Genomic DNA, 22,699 nt, shown 5'->3' on the forward strand with positions numbered 1-22,699 from the left:
GCCCCCCTCTCCAGTGGCCTACGCGTCTGCGACGGTAAGTCCTTGTCAGTGCCGCCGACCGCGACGGAAGTGACCCGGACCATCATGCATCCCAAGATCGACCGATACGGCTTCGCCGACAAGGTTCTGATGGCCGGGGTCGATCGGGAAGCCGGCAGGGCCTTCCACGACCCGGCAGAGCAGGCCAGCTACTGGACCATCGATCTGGCTGACGGTCGTTCGGTCCTGTTCACTGACGCCACGGAGGATGACATGGTCTGGATGGAGGGCCCGTGGCCGTGAAGTCGAGCGACAACCGCGCCTACACGAACCTCCGGCAAACCCCAGCCACCAGCTCCGGCCGGACAGCCATGGCAATATGCCCAGCCTCCGGCACCTCGACCACCTCAGCCCCACCCACAGCCCGGGCCAGACGCTGCAAGAAGGCCAATGAAGCAATCGGGTCATGGCTTCCCCGCATCAGCACCACCGGCACATCAACCTGCCCCAGCCGCTCCTCCAGCGGGTAGTCGAGCATGTGTCGCAAGGTGCCGAAGAACGACCGCGGTCCCCCACGCAGGTAGTCCCACAACACCGTGGCATTGAGCCGCATCGGCTCCCCCATGATGTCGAGAGCCAGACGCCAGCCCTGCTGAAACGCGTTGGAAGCAGCGGGGTCCACCACCGGCCCGATGAGAATCACCGCCCGGGCCAGACCCGGATTGCGCACCGCGAGCTCGGTCACCACCTGCGCCCCCATCGAATGACCGACCAGCACCGGCCGGACCAGCCCGGAGCTCTTCGCCACCGCTTCCAGAGCCTCCGCCTGCTCCGTGATGCTCAGCACCGGACGCGGCCGCCCACTGTCACCGAACCCGGGCAGATCCGGGATCACGACCCGATGCGTCGACCCCAGATGCTCAGCCAGTGAGGCGTAGTAGCGCCCGGAGACACCGATGCCGTGGATAAGCAGAACACCCGGCACAGAAGACCCAGACGCCGCATCCGAGGTGACGTTCCTGGCCGTGCGGTCCGATGCCATGGCCCACCGTAAGGCGAATATGGGCTCACCACCCGCCGGAGGTGAACCCGAGCGGCCCCACTTCCGTAAGACGCTGCGGCCACACCGAGGCCTTCACCTTCGCAACAGCAGAAGGAACCTCCAGGCCGAACATCCCGCACATCGCGGTCACCTGAGCCTCGCTGTACGCGAAGGCAAACGTCTGCAACCGCGGATCGGCCGGGTCCGCGGCGTAGAGGCGGGTGGTGGTGTCGGTGGCGTACGTCTGCCCACCGTCAGCCGTGGTGAACGTGGTGCTGGAATTGCCCAGCGTGGCGCCGTCATGGCCCCAGACCCGGCCGCAGGGAGTATCCATCCAGTACAGCCCCAGCCCGTAACCGCCCAGACCGCCGAACTCCTCGATGTCGTCCTTGGTCTTGCGCATCTGCGCCAGCTGGGCCTTCGGCAGCACCTTCCCCGACAGCAGCGCCGAGTAGAAGGTGCTCAGGTCGCGGGTCGTGGAGATGATCGCCCCCGCCGAACCCGCCCAGCTCAGCGTCCATCCGGCCGTGTCGACGTACTCCGGCGGATCGACGCTGAGATCGGCGATGTACCCGTGCGCGTAGCCGGGGCCGGTGCTGCCCGGGAACGGGTCGGCGAAATAGGTGTCGTGCAGGTGCAGTGGCCGGGCGATGCGCCGGTCGACGAGCTGGGTCAGGGCCCGGCCGGTGACCTTCTTCAGCAACTCCCCCAGCACGATGTACCCGGTGTTGGAGTAGGACCAGTCGGTGCCCGGCGCGAAGTTCGGCGGGTGCGAGAAAGCCGCTTTGAGGACGCTTTCCACGGCGATCGGGGTGTACGGCTCAGTGAGTGCCTGGTTGATCAGGTCTTCGTCCGCGGTGTAGTTGAACAACCCGCTGGTGTGCTGGAGCAGCATGCGCACGGTGATGTTCGCGCCGTTCGGCACGACCCCGGGCAGGTACTTCTCGATCGGCGCATCCAGCTCGACCTGGCGCTCGGCCACCAGTTGCAGCACCAGCACGGCGACGAAAGTCTTGGTCTGGCTACCCGCCTCGTACTGATCATGGTTCTTGAGCCGGCGCCCCGTCGCGCGATCGGCCAGGCCCGCGGTAGCGGTGCGAACGCGATCGCCGTCGTTCACCCGCACCAGATACCCGACCGCACCCGCGTCCACCACCCCCTGCGCCGTGCGCTGAAGCTCGCTCGCCGGAGCCGCACTGGCCGGCCCACCGGTGAGAGCCACCCCGGCGAGCAGCGCCGCCAGCCCCAGAACGGTAGAACGACGACGATTGAGGACGCGGGAACGCACCATCGAGTTCGGCTCTCCTTCGCAACGGGGCTGGGCCGACGAGGCTGCCAGGTCCGATTATCCTCGCCGAACAGTGCCGTTCGGTGGGCATCCCACGCCGTACGGAAACTGCACCGCCCTGGGAGTCAACACCCTTCAGTAACGACCCGGAACCGCTCGAGCAGAGCGGGCACACTGGTGGCCGCCGGCCCCTCGAGATCGTCCAGATCGGCCGGCCCACCCACGAAGTGGATGTCGGTCAGCTCCGGTTCCTCACCGTGCAACCGCTGCTGAGCATTGTGGGCCGTAAAACGGTCCCGGACCATTGCCTCGGACATCGGGGCAGCCCGGTAGAAGATCCCCAGATTCCCGATCGGGTTCCGCAGCACCGCCCATCGTTCGAGGCGGGAAGGGTCGACCTCCAGCCCGGTCTCCTCCCGTAGTTCGCGCGCCGCGTGATCCCGGAGAAGGCTTTCGTCGAGCGGCTTTCCCGGCTCCGGCGGCTCCACCGAACCACCGGGCAGAACCCACCGGCCCGGCCCGGAGGTCCAGGCGGCCATCCGGCCCAGCAGCACTCCCACCGGTGTCGGCTGGGCCACGGACACGTACAGAGACTCCATCCGGACGGCACCCGGAACCTGCTCCAGCACGTGCCGCCGGTAGGTGGTCCGCGCCCACGACACCTCGATGCCCTCAGAACCGACGCTCAACCCGGTGACCGCCACCACCGGACCGTCGAACAGGGCGGGATTGGCCTGCACCGCTTCCCGCCAGAGCCCGTCCATCGCGGTCCGGTGCCCGGACGTCAGTGAAGGTCCCGGGGTCTCGACGAAACGGATCGGGCCCTCTCCCTCCAGGAACTCGATCGCGGTCGGTCCGGTAGCGCTCATGCCTTCATTCTCCGTGATCGGACGAACGGTTCAGCAGATCCCGCAACGCGTCGGCCACGTCCCGGGGGCGTTCCAGCGGCAGCATGTGCCCGGCTCCGGCGAGCGTCACGAAGTGGGCGTCCGGGTAGACCGGGGTGTGCAGCCGGCGCTGGGCGTCCGGGCCGAGATCGTCGTCGTCCCCACCGGCCAGCACCACGGCCGGAACCTCGAGCCGCCCCACCCGCGCTGACCAGTCCTCGCGGTTGCCGGCGCTCAGCCAGCCGGTCCAGGCCTCCCCCGAGGCCCGCTGCAGATCGTCCATCGCCAGGGCGTCCAGTTCCACCGGCAACGGCGCCCCGAGGTTCTCGTCCAAAAACTCCCGCGCGGCCTGCGGGCTCAGGCGCCCGGTGTCGCGCACCCACCTCAGCATCCTGGCGCGCTGCTCCTCGTCCATCGGTTCCGGACCGGGCGGCGAGGCCGCCAGCAGCGCGATACCGGCAAGACCGGGCAGCGAGGCCGGGTCGGCCAGGGCCCGGGCGGCGATCAGCGTCGCGATCTTGCCACCCATGCTGTGCCCCACCAGGTACCACCGCTGAGAGCCGACGGCCCGGATCCGGGCGACCACCTCGTCCATCATCGACGCGACGGGGGCGCCCCCCAAAGGCGCGGCCGCCCCGAAACCGGGCAGGTCAATGGCATCCAGGTGCGCTGCAGAACCCAGTTCGGAGGCCACCGGCCCGAACGACCGGGCGCTCAGGCCCAGGGCGTGCAGACAGAACACGGTGGGGACGGAATCGGCGTTGCTCACGGCAGGACGCTAATGCCGTCCACGCAGATCAGCCGTGATCAGGCGGGAGTGTCCGGGGAGATTTGGAAGATCACGGACGAAGGAGGGCGGGCGGCGAACCTAGACTGCCGGGACTGCTGACCGCTCCCACAGCTGAGGACCCTCATGCCCTACCTCGAACTCCCCGACGGCCCGACGTATCACGAGGTCGCGGGCACGGGTGAGCCCCTCGTGCTGCTGCACGGCGGGTTCTCCTCGCTCGAGGTGATGCGTGAGGTGCACGATGCGCTGGCGCTGGGTTTCGAGGTCCACGGCCCGGAACGCCCTGGTCACGGGCGCACCGCCGACGCGGACGGGCCGTTCTCCTACACCGCCATGGTCGAGCACACGCTGGCCTACCTGGACGCGATGGGCGTGGCCCGGGCCCACGTGGTGGGCTTCAGCGACGGGGCGATCGCCGGCCTGCTCCTGGCCCGTGACCATCCGGACCGGGTGACATCGCTGGTGTCGATCAGCGCGAACCTCGATCCCTCGGGCTTCGTGTCCGACGAGGAGGCCACCCACTCCATGAGCGAGCAGCAGCACGCCCAGCTGCGGGACGAGTACGCGCGCCTGTCCCCCGACGGCCTCGCCCACGCGGACGCGGTCGTCAACAAGCTGGTCGAGCTGTGGAAGGACGAGCCGCGGATCCCGGCCCCGTCGCTGAGCAGTGTCACCGCTCCGACGCTGGTGATGGCCGGCGATCGCGACATGGTGGCCCTGGAACACACGGCCGTGATCGCCCGCAGCATTCCCGGCGCCCAGTTGTGCATCGTTCCCGGCGCCGGTCACCTGCTGATCCGCGAGTGCCCCGACCTGATCACGGCGGTGATCAACCGTTTCCTGCAGGGGACGAAGTGACGGACGAGCCTGGGTCAGCCGGCTGTCGTAGGAGGGGACTGCAGCAGGCCGGACATCTCGTCCAGGTGGAAGAACTGGGCGATCCCGACGGCTGAGGGGGTTCCCCCGCCAGGATCGGCGCCGGCGTCCAGCAGGGCCCGCACGATCGGCTCCGACTGACGGAAAACCGCTGCGCCGAGCGCCGTCTGGCCCCGGTCGTTGATTCTGGAGGTGTCGGCGCCGCGGGCGAGCAGGAGGTCGACGGCCGCTGCGTGCTGATAGTAGGCCGCGAGGATGAGCAGGGTGTCGCCCGAGGAGTTGGTCAGGTTGACGGGCACCCCGGCGTCGATCCGCAGGCCCAGCGCCCCGGTCTCGCCCTCCCGGGCCAGGTCGAACGTCTGCTGCAGGAACTCCAGCTCAGCCGGGGTCAGGGTCTGCGCGCCGTGCTCGGCAGCAGGGGTCATGTCCGGCCTTCCGTCGCCTGTCGTCTCGTCCGGAGACTCACGGTAGCCAGTGTGCGGGGATCGGCCAGCAGAAACGGTTCCTCGTTCGGCCGAGCCTCCTTTCACCGCCACGCACCGGATTGGCACGTCTTGAGGCGTCACCGTTTGCGGCCGAGCCGGGGTGAATTACTCCGGACGGGTATCGGCAGTCACCGAACCAACACTCTGGGTCAATTCACAGGGACGGCGGACGATGGGTACGGCGTCACAGGAAGTAGGCCGGTCCACCCGGACCCGGCCCGATCTGGAGGTCTGACCTTGCACGCAGCAACTCGTCGGCGCATCGCGGTTCCGGCAGCCCTCACGTCGGGCCTGCTGATGAGTGGTCTGCTCGTCTGGCACACGTCCTACGCGGCCTTCACCGCGTCCACCAGCAACGCCGGCAACTCCTTCACCTCCGGTAGCGTGACGATCGGGGACAACGACGGCGGCACGGCGCTCTTCACCGCCACGGCCCTGAAGCCCGGCTCCACGGACACCAACTGCATCACGGTCAGCTACACGGGCAGCCTGCCCTCGACCGTGAAGCTCTCCGCGGCCTACACCAGCGCCGCGGCCGGCGCGAACGACCTGGCGCCGTACCTGACCTTCAAGATCGAGGACGTCTCGACCACCGGCACCTGCGCCGCCGCCACCGCCAACAGCGAGATCGCGACCAGCTCGACCAACCTCGCGACCAAGGTCACGGCGCTCGCCGCGCCGGGCGTCACGGTCGGCTGGAACACCGCCGCCAACGGCGACTCCAAGCGCTACCGGTTCACCTACACGCTCCAGGACGTGGACGCCGCCCAGAACAAGACCGCCGGCGTCGGCTTCACCTGGACCGCTACCAGCAACTGATGCCCGTGCTCAGGGGCGATACGGGCGAAGATTGAGGACGCGCACCCTCACCCGCGCTCGCGGGTGAAGGTCAGGTGGGTGACCCCGCTGGGCGAGGAGACCGATCCACGCAGAAGCGGTCCTCCAGGGATTCGAGTCCTTCCCACCGGGCCCCAGTGGCCGGCGAACGCCTCGTCGGCCCCGTTGCTGTCGTCGACCTCCCCGTGCATCGCCCGGAAGGTGTGGGTGGCCATGAACCATTCCGTCAGCCGGCCCTGGGCATGGCCGAAGGGCTCCCCAGGCTCTGCCTCTCCCCGGCGGAGAAACCGTCGAGCGAGACGGTGAAGTTGTGGACGCGAACCTGCGACATCGATTCCCCTGCCTGAGCCTGGCGAGTGCGGGCGCCGTCATTCCAGGGACCGTTCCGCGTCGAGACGGCGTACGTCGCGCACCCCGACGGCAGCCAGCGACGCGACCACGATGATCACCGCGCAGCCCCCGAGAACCGGCCCGGTGCCGAAGGTGTGGGCCAGCGGGCCGACCAGTGCCTCACCCAGGGGAACGGCGACGAACGAGCCGACCATGTCGTAGGAGTAGACCCGCGACAGGGCCTCGCGAGGCACGTGGGTCTGCAGGGACTGATCCCAGGCGATGGCGAAGATCTCGAGGGCCACCCCGCCCACCGCGAAGGCCACGATCAGGGTGGGCAGCGCCGGGGCCACGGCGAGCGCCGCGACCGGAACGGCCGTGACGGCCATGAGCGCCACGCCGATGCCCAGGGCGTGACGTGGTCGCCACCGCAGGGCGATGACGGCCCCCAGGGCCAGGCCGGCGGTCTGGGCGGCGACCACCAGGCCCCAGGCCGCGCGCCCGAACGTCGCATCGGCCACGACCGGGCCCAGCACTGAGGTGGCTCCGACGAAAGCGGCGTTGAGCAGGGTGAACTGGGCCACGACGACCCAGACCCAGCGGCGGCCGGAGAACTCGCGCCAGCCCTCGCGCAGGTCACTCACGACCGACGGGGCGCCGGTGTCGCGGGCCGGGGCCTTCGGCAGCGACATCATCGCGAAAAGAATTCCTGCGAGCGCGAATCCGACAGCATCCACGGCCAGGCCCCAGCCGGGGCCGAGCAGGGCCACCAGGCCGGCGCCGACCGAGGCGCCGAGGATGCCCGCGAAGTTCAGGCCCAGGCGCAGCAGGGCGTTCGCGGGGCGCAGCAGGGCGGTGGGCACGGTGTCGGGCACCAGGGCCGCGGCGGCGGGCAGGCTGACGGCGGCGACCGCGCCGTTGGCGATGCTGAGCAGGACGAGCCCGGGGATGGTTGCCGATCCGGTGAGGACGAGAGCGGCCACGGCGGCCTGGGTGGCGGCAGCGGCCAGCGAGGTGCCGACCAGGACGACGTGCCGGGGCAGACGGTCGGCGATGACGCCGCCGAGCAGGAGCACGGCCACGTTCGCGATCGAGCGGGAGGCCACGACCAGGCCGAGATCGGCGGCCGAGCCGGTCAGGTCGAGCACGGCGAAGGCCAGGGCGATGGGCGCGACCGCGTTGCCGAGGATGCTCGTGGTGCGGGCAGCCAGCAGCCACCGGAACGACGCGTACTGCAGTGGGCTCCGGTGCGAGGGCGCCAGGACGGTGCCGGTCACGGACGCCGCACCGGGAACAGGGCCGCGGTCATCGACACCGGGGACGTTCTCGGGGTCCGGGGGGCCTGGGCCTGGGCGTGCAGCAGGGCGGAGGCCTCTCCGACGAGGGCGATGACGCGCCGCCAGGTCTGGGCGTCGACCCAGAGTTCGGCGTCGATGTGGACCTGCGGCCCCTGGTCGCGCAGGGCCGATCGACGGTGCAGTTCCTCGGCGATGGCCCCGACGTACTGAGCGTGTTCCTCGGCCGTCTCCTTCACCGGATCGGCGCTCTCCGCCCGCTCCGGGTCGAAGGGCCGGGCCGAGGACTCGTGCCGGTACCGCTTGGCCTCACCGCCCCGCAGCCGCACCACCTCCACGACGCGGACCAGGCCGGCCCGCTCGAGCACCCGCAGGTGGTAGCTGGCGCCGGCCTGCGACAACTGTAGTTCGCGACCGGCCTCAGCCGCGCTCATGGCGGTTCCGGTGAGCAGGGAGAGCAGTCGCAGGCGGACGGGGTGGGCGGTCGCCCGGAGTTCGTCGAGGGTGGACACCACCGCAGCGTGGCACCGAGGGCGACAACCGTCAAACGACTCTTTGGGGGTTGGGATCAGCCGCAGACCTCACGGACCGTGTCATCGAAGGCGTCCTGGGTCACGAGTTCCGTGCCGTTCGGTTCGTAGGTCTCCGGATCCCGCCGGGTGACGAGCACCTGGTCCGTCGTCATGGCGGGAACCTCGTCGATGCGGAAGACGAGCTCCTCGGTGTACCAGGTGCCGTCGTGGTTGAACCCGAACACCTCATAGGTGACGCCGTCAGCCAGCGGGAGATTGCCCGGGTCGGCCTTCCAGGTACCCGCCGCGACATCCTGGTCCAGAGGCACCACGGCACTCGAACCCGGCAGATCGGCGACCGCGTCGAAGCGGGCCACGTGCCGCGGCAGGTCCTGCCCGGCGACCGGCTGGTCGATGCCCACGCCGACCGGGACCTCGCCGCCGCACCAGCTGATGAGCAGTGACCTCGTCCCGTCGGCCGCCGTGATCAGGCCGGTCATCCCCATCGTCCCGGCACCGCATCCGGCCAGGGGCAGGACGGCTACGACGAGGACGACCGGCAGAAGGCGCATCCAGCGATATTAGGGACGATCCCCCTGGGGTGGGCGGGTTTCGGTGAGTCGGCCGGTGGTCAGGGTCAGGCGACGGTCGACCCCGATCTCGGTGAGGAACCGTTCGTCGTGGCCGACCACGACGAACGCCCGCGACGTCAGGCCCCCGGATCGCCTGCCCGCGGACGGACGCCGACGATTCGCTACGGTGTGAAATCCGGTCAACTGCAGCATCCGCACCGCAATCCGCACCAGAAAGGGCCCGTCGATGACGACGCACGAGTCTCTGACCGGCACGCAGACCTACCTCGACCCCACCGCGCCGGTGAGTGCCCGGGTCGAGGACCTGCTGGCACGGATGACCCTGGCCGAGAAGGTCGGCCAGATGCTCCAGCTGGACGCCCGCTCGGACCTGGAGGAGTCCGTCCTGGACAGGCTCGCCGGGTCGCTGCTGCACGCCTCCCCGCAGCACATGCTGCGGGCCCGGGACCTGGTCCTGACCACCCGCCTGCAGATTCCGCTGCTGATGGCCGACGACTGCATCCACGGGCACTCGTTCTGGCCCGGGGCGACGATCTTCCCGACCCAGCTCGGCATGGCCTGCAGCTGGGACGTCGACCTGGTCGAGCGGTCGGCGCGGGCCACGGCGCTGGAGATCGCCGCGACGGGCCTGCACTGGACCTTCTCCCCGGTGCTGTGTATCGCCCGCGACCTGCGGTGGGGGCGGGTGGACGAGACCTTCGGCGAGGACCCGCACCTGATCGGGGAACTCGGGGTCGCCATGGTGCGCGGCTACCAGGGCACCGGCCTGGACGACCCGACCGCCGTGCTGGCCACGGCCAAGCACTTCGCCGGGTACTCCGAGACCCAGGGCGGCCGCGACGCCAGCGAGGCCGACATGTCGCCCCGCAAGCTGCGGTCCTGGTTCCTGCCACCCTTCGAGAAGGCCGCGCGGGCCGGCTGCCGCACCTTCATGCTCGGCTACCAGGCCATCGACGGGGTGCCCGTCACCGCGAACAAGTGGCTGCTGGACGATGTGCTCAAGGGCGAATGGGGTTTCACCGGAACCCTGGTCACCGACTGGGACAACGTCGGGCGGATGGTCTGGGAGCAGCGGGTCTGCGAGAACGACGCGCAGGCCGCGGCGATCGCCGTCGAGGCCGGCAACGACCTGGTGATGACCACCCCGCAGTTCTTCACCGCGGCCCAGGAGGCCGTGGCCGACGGAACCCTGGACCAGGCCGCGATCGACGCCGCCGTGCGGCGGATCCTCACGCTGAAGTTCGAGCTGGGGCTGTTCGAGGACCCCCGGCTGCCCGACCGCACCCGCCAGGAAGAGGTCATCGGCAGCCCGGAGCACCGCGCCCTCAACCGCGACCTGACCCGTCGCAGCCTGGTTCTGCTGCGCAACGACGGCACGCTCCCGCTGGACACCGGTGCCGCGACCCCGCGCACCGTGCTGGTCGTGGGTCCCAACGCCGACGACGTGCACGCGCAGCTCGGCGACTGGGCCGGCGCCTCCGGGCAGGTCGACTGGATGCCGGACGGCCACCCGCGCGAAGACACCAGCACCGTCCTGGACGGTTTCCGGCGCACCGTCCCGGCGAGCTGGACCGTGGTGCACCGCCGGGGCGCCGACATCGGCGACCTGGAGCCCGACCCCGAGGGGCCGACCTTCCCCGACGGCCAGCCGCGTCCGTCGTTGTTCGTCGCCGCCCCGGCCGATCCCGCGCTGCTGGACGACGCGGCGCAGGCGGCCGCGGGCGCCGACTACGTGATCGCGGTGGTGGGTGACACGGTCGCCCTGACCGGCGAGGGCCGCTCGACCGCGACCCTCGACCTACAGGGCGGCCAGATTGCCCTCGTGGAAAGACTTCTCACCACCGGTAAGCCGGTCGTGATCGTGCTGGTGCAGGGCAAGCCCTCCACCCTGCCGGAGTCCTTCCTCGGGGCCGCCGCGATCATCGAGGCGTTCAACCCCGGGATGGAGGGTGGTACCGCGATCGCCGAGCTGGTGCTCGGGATGATCGAGCCCACCGGCCGGCTCCCGATCACGTTCGCCCGCCACGCCGGGCAGCTTCCCGTGTACTACAACCAGATCCGGGGCCAGCACGGCAACCGCTACGCCGATCTGACCCAGGAACCGTTGTTCGCGTTCGGGGAGGGGCTGAGCTACACCCGGATCGAGTACTCCGGCCTGCGGATCCCCCAGGACCAGGTCGGGCCGCAGGACGACATCACGGCCTTCGTGACCCTGACGAATCAGGGGACGCGCCCGGCCCGGGAGACCGTCCAGGTGTACGTCAGCGATCTGGTCACCTCGGTGACCTGGGCCCAGCGAGAGCTCAAAGCCTTCACCCAGGTGGATGTCGACCCCGGGCAGTCGGTCGAGGTGGAGCTCACGCTCCCGGCGGCGCAGTGCTCGATCGTCGATGCCTCCGGCCGCCGGGTGGTCGAGCCGGGCGACTTCGAGCTACTGGTCGGATCCAGTTCCCGCGACCAGGATCTGCTGCGTCACCCGTTCGGGATTCAGCGGATCGCGGCCTTCAGCGCGGCGGCGGCCGCGGACACGTCGGGGGCGCCGTAGATCGCACCACCGGCGACGGCGACCAGGGCGCCCGAGTCCTGCACGGCGGCGATGCTGGTGACGCTCACGCCACCGGCGACGGAGAACGGGACGCCCGAGGTCTTGCCCGCGTCCAGCAGCGCGTCGAGGCTGTAACCCTCTTCGGCCTGCTCGTCGAGACCGGCGTGCATCTCGACGAACTCGGCGCCGAGGGCGACGACCTCCTGGGCGCGGGCGGCCTTGTCGCGCACGCCGATGAGGTCGACGACGATGCCCTTGCCGTGCTTGCGGGCCGCCTTCACCGCACCCGCGATCGTGCTGTCCCCGGCCACGCCGAGCACGGTGACCAGGTCGGCGCCGGCGGTGAAGGCGATGTCGGCCTCGAGCTCACCGGCGTCCATCGTCTTGAGGTCGGCGAACACCACCTTGTCGGGGTGCGCCGCCTTCACCGCGGTGATGGCCGAAAGACCGGCGCTCTTGATGAGCGGCGTGCCCAGCTCCAGGATGTCGACGTGCGGGGCGGCCGCGGCGGCCAGCTCGAGAGCGGCCTCGGTGGTGAGCGTGTCCATGGCGAACTGTAGCTTCATGACGGTCCTCAATACGGGGTCGGGGGTTACGGGGTGGGTCATTCGAGATTGGCGTGCCGGGGCCACAGTTCGTCCGCCGAGGCGCCGGAGGCCGACCACCGAGCGTGGAAGAGCGCATCCCCCAGCACGACCAGTGACTGCTCGAAAAGGCTTCCGGCGTACTGAATGCTGATACCGGCCGAGCGGTCGAGCTTGTCCGCCGCGGGCACTATGACGCTCTCGTCGGCCAGGGCGGCCAGCGGTGAGTCCCTGGCCGTGGTGACGGCCGCGATCTGGGCCCCGGCGGCGACGGCCGTCTGCGCGGCGCGGACGATCGCCGGGGTGGTGCCGGACCCGCTGGCGACCAGGAGCACGTCACCCTTGCCGATCGCGGGGGCCGTCACCTCGCCGACCACGTGGACGACCAGGCCCAGATGCATCAGCCGCATGGCGGTCATCCGCAGGGCCAGGCCGGAACGGCCCGCCCCGTGCACGAAGACCCGGTCGGCATCGTGGAGCAACCGGGCGAACGGGTCGATGTCGGATGCGGCCAGCCGGCCCGCCGACACGTGCAGCTCGTCGGCGATGGCGATCAGGGACGCCTGTGCGGAAACCGTTTTCGTGGGCACACCCCGAGTCTGCCGATCGGGCGGATCAACGGCTGCTCCCCCACCGGAGCGTTCGGCCTACCCGTTCGGGTAGGCCAGCCGTTCGGGTAGGTTCGGGCCTATGGACGATTCAGCGGGGCTCCCGTCGCCGGCCTCGCGTCAGTTCGTGGTCGATCACGCCCGCGTGGTCGCGGAACTGGCCGACCGGCACGCCGTCACCCTGGAGTCGCTGCTGGCGGTCCTGCGCTCGCCCCGGGTCGACGACCGGGCCGCCCGCGCCATGGCGATCGACCTCGCCGCCGCGGCCCTGGTGAGCCTGCGCACGCAGACCGATCAGCAGCGCAGCGCCATCCTTGAGCCGGTGGTCGGCGCGTTCTCGCGCCTGCGCAACGACCTGCGTCCTCTGGTGCGATTCGGTGACCTCGACGTGCAGTTCATCGAGCCGCCGGCCAAGGGGCGGGCACTGCCCGGCGAGGTCGCGCACGCGGCCCGCGCGATGGTGCGCACGGCGGTGCTGGCCATGGTGGACGCCGGGGAGACCCGGCGGGTCCGGATCCAGTGGGACTGTGACGGGCTGAACCTGCTGGTCCGCATCCGCGACGACGGGCGCGGGGAACTGAGCGCCCACGACGACTCGCTGCGGCCGATCGCCGAGAACGTCGCGGCCCTGGACGGGCGCCTGGATGTGTCCTCGACGCCGGGCTGGGGCTCGGACCTGAGCATCACCCTGCCCCTGGACCCACCGGCGCCGGTGCTGCCGCTGGAGGAGAGCATCGAGCTCAGCCCGCGCGAGCGCGAGGTGCTGCAACTGCTGGTCAACGGTGGGCGCAACCAGGAGATCGCGCACGATCTGGGGATCAGCCAGAACACGGTGAAGTTCCACGTGTCGAACCTGCTGCGCAAGGCCGGGGCCCGGACCCGGGCCGAACTGGTGGCGCTGGCCCGCTGAGGCGCCTCATCCGGGCCGGTAGTCGTCTGCCGCCTGCCCGAGGGCCTGCACGAATCCGGACGCCGGATCGCTGAGGGGCCGGCTGGTGGGCCAGGCGACCCCGACGATCCGGGGATTGACCCGTTCCAGCTCGAGCACGCGCAGTCCGGGTTGCGGCGGGCGGACGGCGAGGCGGGGCAGCACGGCGGCGGCGTGTCCCAGGCGCACCAGGCTCAGCAGCGTCGAGGTGTGGTTGCTGCGGAACACCACCCGGCTGCCGTAGACCGGCCGTCCCAGACGGGTCTCGATCGCGTGCACGTCGCGCATCTTGCCGTAGCTCATCAGCGGCAGCTCCGGGTAGTCACTCAGGTCGACGGCACCGGAGATCCCGGCCATCGGTGAGTCCTGCGCCACCACCAGCACGTACGGGTCTTCCAGCAGGGCCTGCGACTCGTACGGGCCCGCGGCCAGGGGGAACACCACGAAGGTGAGGTCGAGCTCGTCCCGGGAGAGGAGGTCCAGCAGATCACCGTCGTCCGCGAGTTCGGTGAGCTCGAGCTGGACCCGGGGGTAGTCCTGCAGGAACGACTCCAGGGCGATGGGCAGGAGGCTGCTGCCGACACTCTCGAAACACCCCACCCGCAGGATGCCCGCGATGCCCTCCGACAGGGCGCTCACATCGGCCGCCGCCCGCTGCATGGTCGCCACCAGGGAGGACGCGTGCTGCAGCAGGACCCGGCCGGCGGGGGTCAGGGAGACGGTGCGGCCCCCGGCACTGCGGTGCAGTACGGGCTGGCCGAGCATGCGTTCCAGCCGGGCGATCTGCTGGCTGACGGCCGACTGCGTGTACCCCAGCGACTGCGCCGCGGCCGTGAACGACCCGGTGCTGACCACCTCGGCCAGGGTCACGAAATGCCGGGTGTCCAGGCGGGCCCACAAAGGCGTCGACACGCGTCCTCCATTAGCTCTGCTGATGTTCGACAGAAGAAATCATCGCTTGGGTTATAGCAGTCGGGCCTTCAGACTCTTGACGAACACCCGTCCGAGCCTGAGCGAAAGGACGCACATGTCGCCCGAATCTGTCATCGACCTCGACCGCTACCCCCTCCACGAGCTCGACAGCGCCCGTGGGCAGGCCCTGCTGACGTTCTGCCGGGCCGCGCTCGACTTCGAGGGCGCCTGCCAGCTGCCCGGCTTCTTCCGGCCCGCCGCCGTCGAGGCACTGGTGACCGAGGCGCTGTCCAAGCGGGAGCAGGCCTGGCGCACCGACGACGAGCACAACGTCTATTTCGAGCCGCTGACCGACGACGACTCGGCCAGGTCCGTGCGCGAGCACACCTCCAAGTCGGCCGTCGCCTGGGACCTCGTCGACGGTGACTCCCCCCTGCGCGTCGCCTACGAGTGGGACGGCCTGACCACCTTCCTGGGCCAGGCTCTGGGCATGGAGTCGTTCTTCCGGTACGCCGACCCGCTGGGCGCGGCCTCCCTGATGATCTTCGACCAGGGGGACGAGCTGGGGTGGCACTTCGACCGCTCCCCGTTCGCGGTCACCGTGATGCTGCAGCCCTCGGAAAAGGGCGGCGAGTACCAGTACCACCACCATCTGCGCAGCGGTGAGGACCAGAACGAGGCCGGCGTGGTCGCGGCCCTGCGGGACGAGTACCCCGGCCGCATCACCCTGGCCGGCACCCCGGGAGCACTCACCATGTTCCGCGGCCAGTACTCCCTGCACCGGGTGACCCCGCTGACCAGTGACCAGACCCGCATCAACGCCGTCCTGGCCTACTCCCAGAAGCCCGACGACACGATGAACGCACTGACGCAGAAGCTCTTCTACGGGCGCACGGCCTGATCGTCCTGAAACCCCTTCCAGCACAAGAGGTCCCGAGATGACGAACACCGTGTCCCGCCTGCCCGCCCTGGCCGCCCTCCTGTTCGCCTCCGTCACCGGCCTGAGCGCCTGCGGCGGTTCCTCCGATCCGATGTCCGCCGGCGACGCCGGATCCACCGGTGACACCATCGTGGTCGGGTCGGCGAACTTCCTGGAGAACGAACTGCTCGCCCAGATGTACGCCCAGGCGCTGGAGAGCAAGGGCTTCGACGTCGAGACACACCTGAACATCGGCAGTCGCGAAACCCTCTTCGGGGCGATGAAGGACGGATCGATCGACGTCCTGCCCGAGTACAACGGCGCCCTGCTGTCCTACCTCGACGAGGACGACACCTCCGGCACCACCGAGACCGTGGACACGGCCCTGGGCAAGCTCCTGCCCCAGAACCTGACCGTGCTCGACCCGTCCCCGGCGCAGGACAAGAACACGATCGCGGTCAGCAAGGCGACGGCCGAGAAGAACGGCCTGGAGACCATCGCCGACCTGAAGCCGGTCGCCGCCTCGATGACCTTCGGTGGCGCCCCGGAGGACAAGACCCGTTACCAGGGCCTGGTCGGGCTGAAACAGGTCTACGGGCTCGACTTCAAGGAATTCACGTCCCTCGACACGGCGGGACCCCTGACCGTCAACGCCCTCACCAAGGGCACCGTCGACGCCGCGATCCTCTACTCGACCACTCCCGAGATCGAGGACCGCGGCTTCGTCGCCCTCACCGACCCGGAGAACGTGTTCGGCGTACAGAACGTCATCCCGCTGGTGAGTTCCTCATCGGTGCCGGAAAAGGCCCAGGAGGTGCTGAACTCGATCTCGAAAGACCTCGACACCGACACCCTGACGGCCCTGAACGCCAGGGTCCAGATCGACCAGGACCCCGCGGACGAGGTCGCGAAGGAGTGGCTGGAGGAGAAGGGCCTCGTCTGAGGCGGACTTGGCCTCGCCACTGGTGTCAAGGTTTCCGGGTTACGGCATCAGCCAGGTGAACGGCACCACCGACAGACGATTCGAGCAGGTACGGGAGGTCGTGGAGAGCCGGGTGCGCCGCGGCAGCGAACTGGGGCTGTCCCTGGCCGTCGACATCGACGGGGACCGGGTGGTGGACCTGTGGGGTGGGCACCGGGACGCGGCCTCAGCGCAGTCGTCCACCGCGCCCGGCTCGGGGTAGAGTCGTGCGCGGTTCGGGGAACAGGCCAGCGGTTAGGGGATGACCGGGCCCCCTCGTCGCCGATTCGATCGCCGAGGGGGCTAAGTGAGTATCGAGTTCTTGCTGACCTCGTTCATCGTTGTCGCATCGCCGGGTACGGGGGTGCTATACACCATGGGCGCAGGCCTGACCCGGGGTGTCCGGGCCAGCGTGATTGCGGCCGTGGGCTGCACACTCGGCATCCTGCCGCACATGGCACTCGCCGTCACCGGCGTGGCGGCGTTGTTCCAGGCCAGTCAGACCGCCTTCGACGTGCTGAAGATCCTGGGCGTGGCGTATCTGCTGTTCATGGCCTGGAACACGCTGCGGGACAGCGGGCCGCTGAAAGTCACCGATGATCTCCCGCCCACTACCCGGCAGATCATCACCACCGGCGTCCTGGTGAACCTGCTCAATCCCAAGCTCACCATCTTCTTCTTCGCCTTCCTGCCGCAGTTCGTGACCGGTGGTGGCTCGGGCGCCTTCGTCCGCATGGTGTGGCTGAGCCTGGTTTTCATGCTGCTCACGTTCATCGTGTTCGTCGCCTACGGGCGCTTCGCCGCTGCCATCCGCAACCAGGTCATCTCCCGCCCCGATGTGATGTCCTGGCTGCGAAGAGTCTTCGCCGTCGGATTCGTGGCCCTCGCCGTGCGTCTGGGTCTGGAGTCCGGCTGATCGTCTTGTGCCCGTGAAATATCCCGCCCGGGAACACTTGAGGAGTCAACGCGTGTACTTCGAGCATGACGACCAGATCTGGCAGAAGTTCCCCGACCTCGTTGCCGGGGTGATGACCACCCCGGGCATCACCACCGGGTTCAGCTCCGACGTGCTGCACGACCTCGTCAGCACGCAGACCGACCGGGCCCGGGCCCGCCTGAGTGAGCACAGCGAGTCGGAGTTCCCCGAGATCTCCGCCTGGCGGCGCGTTTACTCCCAGATGGGCCTCAAACCCACGCAGTACCGCTGCGCCTCGGAGTCCCTGCTGCGCCGGTTCCGGAAAGACGACGACCTGCCGAGCATCCACCCCGTGATCGACTTCTGCAACGCTGTCTCCGTGGCGCACGGCATCCCGGTCGCCGTGTTCGACCTGCGGCAGATCAGCGGCAGCCTGCGAGTGCGGCCGGCCGACGGCACCGAGAAGTACGAGAGCTTCGGCGGCGACGTCGAGCATCCTGCGCCCGGTGAGATCATCTTCGCCGACGAGGACGGCTGGGCCCACGCCCGGCGCTGGGTCAACCGGCAGAGCGGCCGCTCGGCCGTCAAACCGGCGACGAGCGACATCCTCGTCGTCGTCGAAGCCCTGCACGACGGGGCCGCCGACGACGTACCCAAGGCTCTCGACGACATCCGGCAGGGCCTGCGGGATCTATGGGACGTCGACCCCACCAGCGCCGTACTAACCTCCCGGGCGCCACGTTTCGAGATCTGACGGCGGCATCAGGTGGAGGCCAGCAGCGCCCGCGTCGCGGCCTCGACATCGTCCTGACGCAGCAGGCTCTCCCCGACCAGGATCGCTGTACAACCGGCGTCCCTCATCCGGGAAACGTCCTGCGGTGTCGCGATCCCGCTCTCCCCGACCAGCAGCCGGTCGGGTGGAACCTGCGCCGCCAGTCGCTCGGTGGTGGCCAGAGTGGTGTGGAACGTGTGCAGGTCGCGGTTGTTGACGCCGATGATCGGCGCCCGCAGTGCCACGGCCCGGGACAGCTCGTCCTCGTCGTGCACCTCGACAATAACGTCCAGGCCGAGGTCCAGGGCTGTACCGATGAGGTCCTTGCCCAGGGAGTCGTCCACCACGGCGAGGATCACCAGAACGCAGTCGGCACCCCACGCCCGCGACTGCACCACCTGATAGGGGTCGAAAAGAAAATCCTTGCGCAGCACGGGTAACGACGTCGCCGACCGAGCCGCCACCAGATGTTCCCGGGTCCCGGCGAACGACGGGCCGTCCGTCAGCACCGACAGCGCACCGGCCCCGGCCCGCTCGTAGGACAGGGCCAGCGCGCCCGGATCGAAGTGCTCCCGGATCAGCCCCTGGGACGGGCTGGCCTTCTTCACCTCGGCGATCAGGGCCGGTTGCTGTGCGGACGATGTCAGGGCAGCCGCGAACCCGCGGACCGCCCCGGCCGAATGCGCCTGTGACAGCAGTCCCGCCTCAGGCTCCTCGCGCCGGGCGGCGGCCAACTCGTCGAGCTTGTACTCCCGGATCCTCTGCAGGACGTTCATGCCACCGCCTCCTTCGGTCCGTCGCCGATGGTCCCGTCCACCCCGTCCACCCCGTTCGTCTCGTCCGCCTGTACCGACGCCTTCACCAGTGCCTCCAGACAGGCCGCAGCGGCGCCCGAGTCGATCGTCTGGGCGGCCAGCACCATCCCCTCGCGCAAGCCGGGGCACCGGTCGGCCACCACCAGGGCGGCCGCCGCGTTCAGCACCACCACATCCCGGTAGGCACCCGGCTCCCCACGCAGCACGGAGCGCACGGCCAGGGCGTTCTGGCCAGGAGTACCACCCCGAAGCCGCGCCAGGGGCATCGTGCGCAGACCGAGCGCCCGCGGCGAGATCTCGAACGTCCGCACCCGGCCGTCCCGCAGCTCGGCCACCGCCGTCGGCCCGGTGGTGCTGATCTCGTCCAGGCCGTCGGCACCGTGCACCACCCAGGCGGTCCGGGATCCCAGCTCGCCGAGCACCCGCGCCATCGGTTCCAGCCACTGCGACGAGTAGACACCCACCAGATGCCGCCGCACACCGGCCGGGTTCAGCAGCGGCCCCAGCAGGTTGAACACGGTGCGGGTACCCAGCTCCGCGCGGGCCGCGGCCACGTGCCGCAGAGCCGGATGGTGGGCGGGGGCGAACATGAACCCGATCCCGCCGTGTCGCAGGCAGTGCTCCACCCCCGCCGGGTCCAGGCCGACGCGCACCCCGAGGGCGGTCAGCACGTCGGCCGCACCGGACATCGACGACAGGGCCCGGTTACCGTGCTTGGCCACCGGCACACCCGCCCCGGCAACCACCAGCGCCGTGCAGGTGGAGATGTTGTAGGAGGCCAGCCCGTCACCACCGGTGCCGACGACGTCCATCGCCCCCTCCGGGGCAGACACCCGGTGCATCCGGGCCCGCAGGGCGTGCACCGCCCCGACCATCTCGTCCTCGGTCTCGCCCCGCACCCGCAGGCCCATCAGCAGGGCCCCGATCTGCGCCGGGGTCGCCTCGCCCCCGGTGATCGCGGTGAAGACCGCCGTGCTCTGCCCCCGGTCCAGCAGTTCGCCGGAGGCCACCCGGCCGATCGCGGCCACGATCTCGTTCACGTCGTTCTCCCCTCGCCGATCAGCTCCAGCTTCATGTCACCCGGCAGCGGCTGGTCCGGCGCGAGCTCGACGTTCTCCCGGCGGTACGGAGCCTCGTCCGTGGGACCGGTGTCGAGGGTGCGACCGAAGAGGTGACCACTGAACACGGCCGCCGCGATCGTGCCCGGTGCCAGCGCGTCACCCATCTGCACCACTTTCCGGATCCCCGCCGACTTCAGGGACGAGGGCACCAGCTCGCGGTACAGCCGGTCGTCAGGCATCGAGCTGGTGACCAGCACCACCGCGTCCGCCGTCAGCGCGTCCGCGCCGCCGCCGTACACGTCGTCCACCACGACCGTTCCGGCCGTGAAACCGGTGATCTGTGTGGACACCCGGACCTGCCGACAGACGGTCCGCATCCGCCGCTGCACCAGACCCTGCTCGTTGGTGGCCTGGGTGTACGCCGACACCAGGGACTGCGGTGTCACGAAGGTGACCTCACACCCGGCAGCGACCAGGCGCTCGGTGATCACCGCGCCCAGGTAGTCGTGGTCGTCGTCGTACAGCACCACGTGCCCGGCCGGGAGCCGCCCGGCCATCATGTCGTCCGGCGTGAACACCGGCACCAGCCCCACGCCCGGTAACGGCTCGGTGTGCCGGCGGCCGACCCCGTCGCCCCGCCACCGGGCACCCGTGGCCAGCCCGACCAGTGAGCAGCCGGCCTCCAGCACCAGGTCGGCGGTCATCTCGCTCTGCGGCAGGATTCGCACGTGCGGCATCGTGCGCAGTTGCTGCACCCGCCAGTCCCGCACCCGGGCCCAGGTGTGCAGGCCCGGCAGCGAGCTCTCCAGGGTGACCCGCCCGCCCAGCTCGCGACGGCGTTCGGTGAGGATCACCGGGTATCCCCGCTGTCCGAGAGCCCGGGCGGCTTCCAGCCCGGCCGGCCCGGCCCCGACGATCAGGACGCTGTCGGGCGTGTCCCGCGCCGGGATCCGCTCCGGGTGCCAGTTACGTCGCCACTCCTCACCCATCGTCGGGTTCTGGGTGCAGCGGATCGGCACCCCGGCCGCGTCGTGGGCCAGGCACACGTTGCTGCCCACGCACTCACGCAGGTCGTCCAGGTCACCGTTCTCGATCTTTCGCGGCAGGAACGGATCGGCGATGGACGGGCGGGCCGCACCGATCAGATCCAGCACCCCTGAGCGCACCATCCCCGCCATGATGTCCGGCGAGGTGAACCGGCCCACCCCCACCACGGGCCGCGAGGTCACCCCCCGCACGTACGACACGTATTCGGCCTGCGCTCCCTCTCCCGCGAAACGGGCCGATGCACCGTCCTTCTCGAAATTGGCCAGGTTCACGTCCCAGAGATCCGGCAGGTCGGCCAGCATCTCGACCACCGCCCGGGCTTCCTGCGGATCCGCGGCACCGCCCGGCCCGATGACCTGGTCGACGCCGAACCGCAGGGCCACCGCGGTGGTGTCACCGACCGCCTCCTTGGCATCTTCGAGTAACTCCCGCATCAGCCGGACCCGGTTCTCCAGCGATCCTCCGTACTCGTCGGTGCGCTGGTTGTACCGCCGGGACAGGAAGTTCACCGGCAGGGTCATGTCATGACCGGCGTAGACATAGACGATGTCGAAACCGGCCCGCCGCGCGTTCAGCACCGCGTGGCGGTGCCACCGGCGCAGCGCCCGGATGTCGGCCTTCGTCATTGCCCGGGCCGTCACCGGATGCAGTCCCTTGACCGGCCGGGCGCTCGGCGCGATCGGAATGGTCCGGCTCTCCAGGTTCGGCACGTGGGCACCGTTGTGCACCAGCTCCACCGCGGCGAGGGCACCGTGCCGGTGCACACCCTCAGCGGCCCGGGCCAGGTACGGAATGTCTTTCTCGTCCCAAAGCCTCAGCTCCCTCAGGTGGTTTCCGGAGTGATGGATGTCGCACTGCTCGGTGCTCACCACCCCCCAGCCGCCCTCGGCCTTCACCTCCCGCATCCGGGCCATCGCGCTGGGGTAGGCCCGGCCCATCCCGTTGCAGTGCGGCACCTGGTAGAAGCGGTTCTTCGTGGTCACCGGACCGATCCGGACGGGTTCGAAGAGCACGTCCAGCTCCGGCGGACGACTCATGCGCCGCCCGCCGGGTAGTCACGGGCCCCGAAGATCGCCGTGCCGACTCGCACCTGCGTGGCACCGTGCTCGATCGCGGACTCGTAGTTGTGGCTCATCCCCATCGAGAGCTCACTCAGACCGTGTCTTTCGGCGATCTTGACGAGCATCTCGAAGTGCGGCCGCGGATCCCCCTCGTACGGCGGGATGCACATCAGTCCGACCAGGTCGAACTCCTGGAACCGGCGACATCGCTCCAGGAGAGCGTCGGCCTCCGCCGGCAGCACCCCTGACTTCTGCTGCTCGGCGCCGGTGTTCACCTGCACGAGCACCCGCGGACGACGCTCCTGGGCCACGCATTGCCGGGCCAGCGCCTCTCCCAGCCGCACCCGGTCCAGGGCATGGATGACGTCGAACAGCGCCACCGCGTCCCGTGCCTTGTTGGTCTGCAGAGGTCCGATCAGATGCAGTTCCAGCCCCGGAAACTCCTGGCGCAGCAGTGGCCATTTCGCCGCTCCCTCCTGCACCCGGTTCTCCCCGTAGCTCAGCAGCCCAGCCTCGATGGTCTGCCGGAGAATCTGCGGATCAACCGTTTTCGACGCCGCGACCAGCTGCACCGAGTCCGGCGCCCGGCCGGCCGCCCGGCACGCGGCAGCGATCTGCCCGCGCACCCGAGCAAGGTTCGCCACGACATCCGGCGC

General features: G+C 69.9%; 26 protein-coding genes. 10 read left to right on the forward strand and 16 right to left on the reverse strand.

Features of this window, described 5'->3' with window-relative positions:
- Positions 1-84 precede the first annotated feature (84 nt).
- A complete protein-coding gene (locus tag LR393_RS15055) occupies positions 85-282 on the forward strand; it encodes a hypothetical protein (RefSeq protein ID WP_231484535.1) in 198 nt (65 codons plus the stop codon).
- A 19-nt stretch (positions 283-301) separates the two neighbouring features.
- On the opposite strand, the gene LR393_RS15060 is transcribed toward LR393_RS15055, so the two are convergent.
- From LR393_RS15060 to LR393_RS15075, 4 genes are all read right to left on the reverse strand, one after another.
- A complete protein-coding gene (locus LR393_RS15060; RefSeq protein WP_231484536.1) occupies positions 302-964 on the reverse strand; it encodes an alpha/beta fold hydrolase in 663 nt (220 codons plus the stop codon).
- A gap of 82 nt (positions 965-1,046) precedes the next feature.
- The gene (locus LR393_RS15065; protein WP_231484537.1) at positions 1,047-2,312 is read right to left on the reverse strand and encodes a serine hydrolase domain-containing protein; all 1,266 of its coding nucleotides are present in this window, start codon (positions 2,310-2,312) and stop codon (positions 1,047-1,049) included.
- A gap of 122 nt (positions 2,313-2,434) precedes the next feature.
- The gene (locus LR393_RS15070) at positions 2,435-3,178 is read right to left on the reverse strand and encodes an NUDIX hydrolase (protein ID WP_231484538.1); all 744 of its coding nucleotides are present in this window, start codon (positions 3,176-3,178) and stop codon (positions 2,435-2,437) included.
- A gap of 4 nt (positions 3,179-3,182) precedes the next feature.
- Positions 3,183-3,965 carry an alpha/beta fold hydrolase gene (locus LR393_RS15075; RefSeq protein WP_231484539.1) on the reverse strand — a complete coding sequence of 261 codons (783 nt, stop codon included), beginning with the start codon at positions 3,963-3,965 and terminating at the stop codon, positions 3,183-3,185.
- A gap of 144 nt (positions 3,966-4,109) precedes the next feature.
- Between LR393_RS15075 and LR393_RS15080 the strand changes: the two genes are divergently transcribed.
- Positions 4,110-4,844 carry an alpha/beta fold hydrolase gene (locus LR393_RS15080; RefSeq protein ID WP_231484540.1) on the forward strand — a complete coding sequence of 245 codons (735 nt, stop codon included), beginning with the start codon at positions 4,110-4,112 and terminating at the stop codon, positions 4,842-4,844.
- Positions 4,845-4,858: 14 nt separating this feature from the next.
- Here LR393_RS15080 and LR393_RS15085 read toward each other — a convergent pair whose 3' ends face one another.
- Positions 4,859-5,287 (reverse strand): ankyrin repeat domain-containing protein, encoded by a 429-nt coding sequence (locus tag LR393_RS15085; protein WP_231484541.1) that lies wholly within the window; start codon positions 5,285-5,287, stop codon positions 4,859-4,861.
- A 297-nt stretch (positions 5,288-5,584) separates the two neighbouring features.
- On the opposite strand from LR393_RS15085, the gene LR393_RS15090 reads away from it, so the two are divergent.
- The gene (locus LR393_RS15090) at positions 5,585-6,166 is read left to right on the forward strand and encodes a hypothetical protein (RefSeq protein ID WP_231484542.1); all 582 of its coding nucleotides are present in this window, start codon (positions 5,585-5,587) and stop codon (positions 6,164-6,166) included.
- Positions 6,167-6,213: 47 nt separating this feature from the next.
- On the opposite strand, the gene LR393_RS15095 is transcribed toward LR393_RS15090, so the two are convergent.
- The 4 genes from LR393_RS15095 to LR393_RS15110 all read right to left on the reverse strand — a co-directional run bounded on the left by LR393_RS15095 (position 6,214) and on the right by LR393_RS15110 (position 8,893).
- Positions 6,214-6,399, reverse strand: coding sequence for a hypothetical protein (locus LR393_RS15095; RefSeq protein WP_231484543.1), 186 nt, complete (start codon positions 6,397-6,399; stop codon positions 6,214-6,216).
- A 153-nt stretch (positions 6,400-6,552) separates the two neighbouring features.
- Positions 6,553-7,791 carry an MFS transporter gene (locus tag LR393_RS15100; protein WP_231484544.1) on the reverse strand — a complete coding sequence of 413 codons (1,239 nt, stop codon included), beginning with the start codon at positions 7,789-7,791 and terminating at the stop codon, positions 6,553-6,555.
- Positions 7,788-8,321 carry a winged helix-turn-helix domain-containing protein gene (locus LR393_RS15105; protein ID WP_231484545.1) on the reverse strand — a complete coding sequence of 178 codons (534 nt, stop codon included), beginning with the start codon at positions 8,319-8,321 and terminating at the stop codon, positions 7,788-7,790. Before LR393_RS15105 ends, LR393_RS15100 begins: the two co-directional genes overlap by 4 nt.
- Before the next feature lie 56 nt (positions 8,322-8,377).
- Positions 8,378-8,893 (reverse strand): hypothetical protein, encoded by a 516-nt coding sequence (locus LR393_RS15110; protein ID WP_231484546.1) that lies wholly within the window; start codon positions 8,891-8,893, stop codon positions 8,378-8,380.
- 247 nt (positions 8,894-9,140) lie between these two features.
- On the opposite strand from LR393_RS15110, the gene LR393_RS15115 reads away from it, so the two are divergent.
- Positions 9,141-11,459 (forward strand): exo-beta-d-1,3/1,6-glucosidase, encoded by a 2,319-nt coding sequence (locus LR393_RS15115; protein WP_231484547.1) that lies wholly within the window; start codon positions 9,141-9,143, stop codon positions 11,457-11,459.
- Here the strand turns inward: LR393_RS15115 and hxlA are convergent.
- On the reverse strand, positions 11,402-12,025 hold the full coding sequence (hxlA, locus tag LR393_RS15120; RefSeq protein WP_231484548.1) for a 3-hexulose-6-phosphate synthase: 624 nt from the start codon (positions 12,023-12,025) through the stop codon (positions 11,402-11,404). The two genes, LR393_RS15115 and hxlA, sit on opposite strands and share 58 nt — an antisense overlap.
- 38 nt (positions 12,026-12,063) lie before the next feature.
- On the reverse strand, positions 12,064-12,633 hold the full coding sequence (gene hxlB / locus LR393_RS15125; RefSeq protein WP_231484549.1) for a 6-phospho-3-hexuloisomerase: 570 nt from the start codon (positions 12,631-12,633) through the stop codon (positions 12,064-12,066).
- Positions 12,634-12,733: 100 nt separating this feature from the next.
- Here hxlB and LR393_RS15130 point away from each other — a divergent pair, with 100 nt between their 5' ends.
- A complete protein-coding gene (locus LR393_RS15130; RefSeq protein WP_231484550.1) occupies positions 12,734-13,561 on the forward strand; it encodes a helix-turn-helix transcriptional regulator in 828 nt (275 codons plus the stop codon).
- Between the two features lie 6 nt (positions 13,562-13,567).
- Here LR393_RS15130 and LR393_RS15135 read toward each other — a convergent pair whose 3' ends face one another.
- Positions 13,568-14,491, reverse strand: coding sequence for a LysR family transcriptional regulator (locus tag LR393_RS15135; RefSeq protein WP_231484551.1), 924 nt, complete (start codon positions 14,489-14,491; stop codon positions 13,568-13,570).
- Positions 14,492-14,606: 115 nt separating this feature from the next.
- Here LR393_RS15135 and LR393_RS15140 point away from each other — a divergent pair, with 115 nt between their 5' ends.
- The 5 genes from LR393_RS15140 to LR393_RS15160 all read left to right on the forward strand — a co-directional run bounded on the left by LR393_RS15140 (position 14,607) and on the right by LR393_RS15160 (position 18,041).
- Entirely contained in the window at positions 14,607-15,392 is a 786-nt protein-coding gene (locus LR393_RS15140; protein ID WP_231484552.1) for a HalD/BesD family halogenase, read from the forward strand.
- 37 nt (positions 15,393-15,429) lie between these two features.
- A complete protein-coding gene (locus LR393_RS15145; RefSeq protein ID WP_231484553.1) occupies positions 15,430-16,353 on the forward strand; it encodes an ABC transporter substrate-binding protein in 924 nt (307 codons plus the stop codon).
- Positions 16,354-16,375: 22 nt separating this feature from the next.
- The gene (locus tag LR393_RS15150) at positions 16,376-16,594 is read left to right on the forward strand and encodes a lytic murein transglycosylase (protein ID WP_231484554.1); all 219 of its coding nucleotides are present in this window, start codon (positions 16,376-16,378) and stop codon (positions 16,592-16,594) included.
- Between the two features lie 84 nt (positions 16,595-16,678).
- The gene (locus LR393_RS15155) at positions 16,679-17,287 is read left to right on the forward strand and encodes a LysE family translocator (RefSeq protein ID WP_231484555.1); all 609 of its coding nucleotides are present in this window, start codon (positions 16,679-16,681) and stop codon (positions 17,285-17,287) included.
- Between the two features lie 52 nt (positions 17,288-17,339).
- Positions 17,340-18,041 (forward strand): B3/B4 domain-containing protein, encoded by a 702-nt coding sequence (locus LR393_RS15160; RefSeq protein WP_231484556.1) that lies wholly within the window; start codon positions 17,340-17,342, stop codon positions 18,039-18,041.
- 8 nt (positions 18,042-18,049) lie between these two features.
- On the opposite strand, the gene trpC is transcribed toward LR393_RS15160, so the two are convergent.
- The 4 genes from trpC to LR393_RS15180 are packed head-to-tail and all read right to left on the reverse strand — an operon-like array spanning position 18,050 to position 22,687.
- Positions 18,050-18,835 carry an indole-3-glycerol phosphate synthase TrpC gene (gene trpC, locus LR393_RS15165; RefSeq protein WP_231484557.1) on the reverse strand — a complete coding sequence of 262 codons (786 nt, stop codon included), beginning with the start codon at positions 18,833-18,835 and terminating at the stop codon, positions 18,050-18,052.
- Positions 18,832-19,914 carry an anthranilate phosphoribosyltransferase gene (gene trpD, locus LR393_RS15170; RefSeq protein ID WP_231484558.1) on the reverse strand — a complete coding sequence of 361 codons (1,083 nt, stop codon included), beginning with the start codon at positions 19,912-19,914 and terminating at the stop codon, positions 18,832-18,834. The genes trpC and trpD overlap by 4 nt, the downstream gene beginning before the upstream one ends.
- Positions 19,911-22,019, reverse strand: a complete 2,109-nt coding sequence (locus tag LR393_RS15175; RefSeq protein ID WP_231484559.1) for an oxidoreductase — start codon at positions 22,017-22,019, stop codon at positions 19,911-19,913. Before LR393_RS15175 ends, trpD begins: the two co-directional genes overlap by 4 nt.
- The gene (locus tag LR393_RS15180; RefSeq protein WP_231484560.1) at positions 22,016-22,687 is read right to left on the reverse strand and encodes a YggS family pyridoxal phosphate-dependent enzyme; all 672 of its coding nucleotides are present in this window, start codon (positions 22,685-22,687) and stop codon (positions 22,016-22,018) included. Before LR393_RS15180 ends, LR393_RS15175 begins: the two co-directional genes overlap by 4 nt.
- Positions 22,688-22,699 lie beyond the last annotated feature (12 nt).

The sequence above is a fragment of the Kineosporia mesophila genome (assembly GCF_021129235.1).
Taxonomy (GTDB): Bacteria; Actinomycetota; Actinomycetes; order Actinomycetales; family Kineosporiaceae; genus Kineosporia; species Kineosporia mesophila.

Coding starts and splice junctions, on each gene's coding strand:
- LR393_RS15055 (WP_231484535.1), top strand. CDS start 85: ATGCATCCCAAGATCGACCGATACGGCTTCGCCGACAAGGTTCTGATG.
- LR393_RS15065 (WP_231484537.1), bottom strand. CDS start 2,312: ATGGTGCGTTCCCGCGTCCTCAATCGTCGTCGTTCTACCGTTCTGGGG.
- LR393_RS15070 (WP_231484538.1), bottom strand. CDS start 3,178: ATGAGCGCTACCGGACCGACCGCGATCGAGTTCCTGGAGGGAGAGGGC.
- LR393_RS15080 (WP_231484540.1), top strand. CDS start 4,110: ATGCCCTACCTCGAACTCCCCGACGGCCCGACGTATCACGAGGTCGCG.
- LR393_RS15085 (WP_231484541.1), bottom strand. CDS start 5,287: ATGACCCCTGCTGCCGAGCACGGCGCGCAGACCCTGACCCCGGCTGAG.
- LR393_RS15095 (WP_231484543.1), bottom strand. CDS start 6,399: ATGGCCACCCACACCTTCCGGGCGATGCACGGGGAGGTCGACGACAGC.
- LR393_RS15110 (WP_231484546.1), bottom strand. CDS start 8,893: ATGCGCCTTCTGCCGGTCGTCCTCGTCGTAGCCGTCCTGCCCCTGGCC.
- LR393_RS15115 (WP_231484547.1), top strand. CDS start 9,141: ATGACGACGCACGAGTCTCTGACCGGCACGCAGACCTACCTCGACCCC.
- hxlA (WP_231484548.1), bottom strand. CDS start 12,025: ATGAAGCTACAGTTCGCCATGGACACGCTCACCACCGAGGCCGCTCTC.
- LR393_RS15130 (WP_231484550.1), top strand. CDS start 12,734: ATGGACGATTCAGCGGGGCTCCCGTCGCCGGCCTCGCGTCAGTTCGTG.
- LR393_RS15140 (WP_231484552.1), top strand. CDS start 14,607: ATGTCGCCCGAATCTGTCATCGACCTCGACCGCTACCCCCTCCACGAG.
- LR393_RS15145 (WP_231484553.1), top strand. CDS start 15,430: ATGACGAACACCGTGTCCCGCCTGCCCGCCCTGGCCGCCCTCCTGTTC.
- trpC (WP_231484557.1), bottom strand. CDS start 18,835: ATGAACGTCCTGCAGAGGATCCGGGAGTACAAGCTCGACGAGTTGGCC.
- LR393_RS15175 (WP_231484559.1), bottom strand. CDS start 22,019: ATGAGTCGTCCGCCGGAGCTGGACGTGCTCTTCGAACCCGTCCGGATC.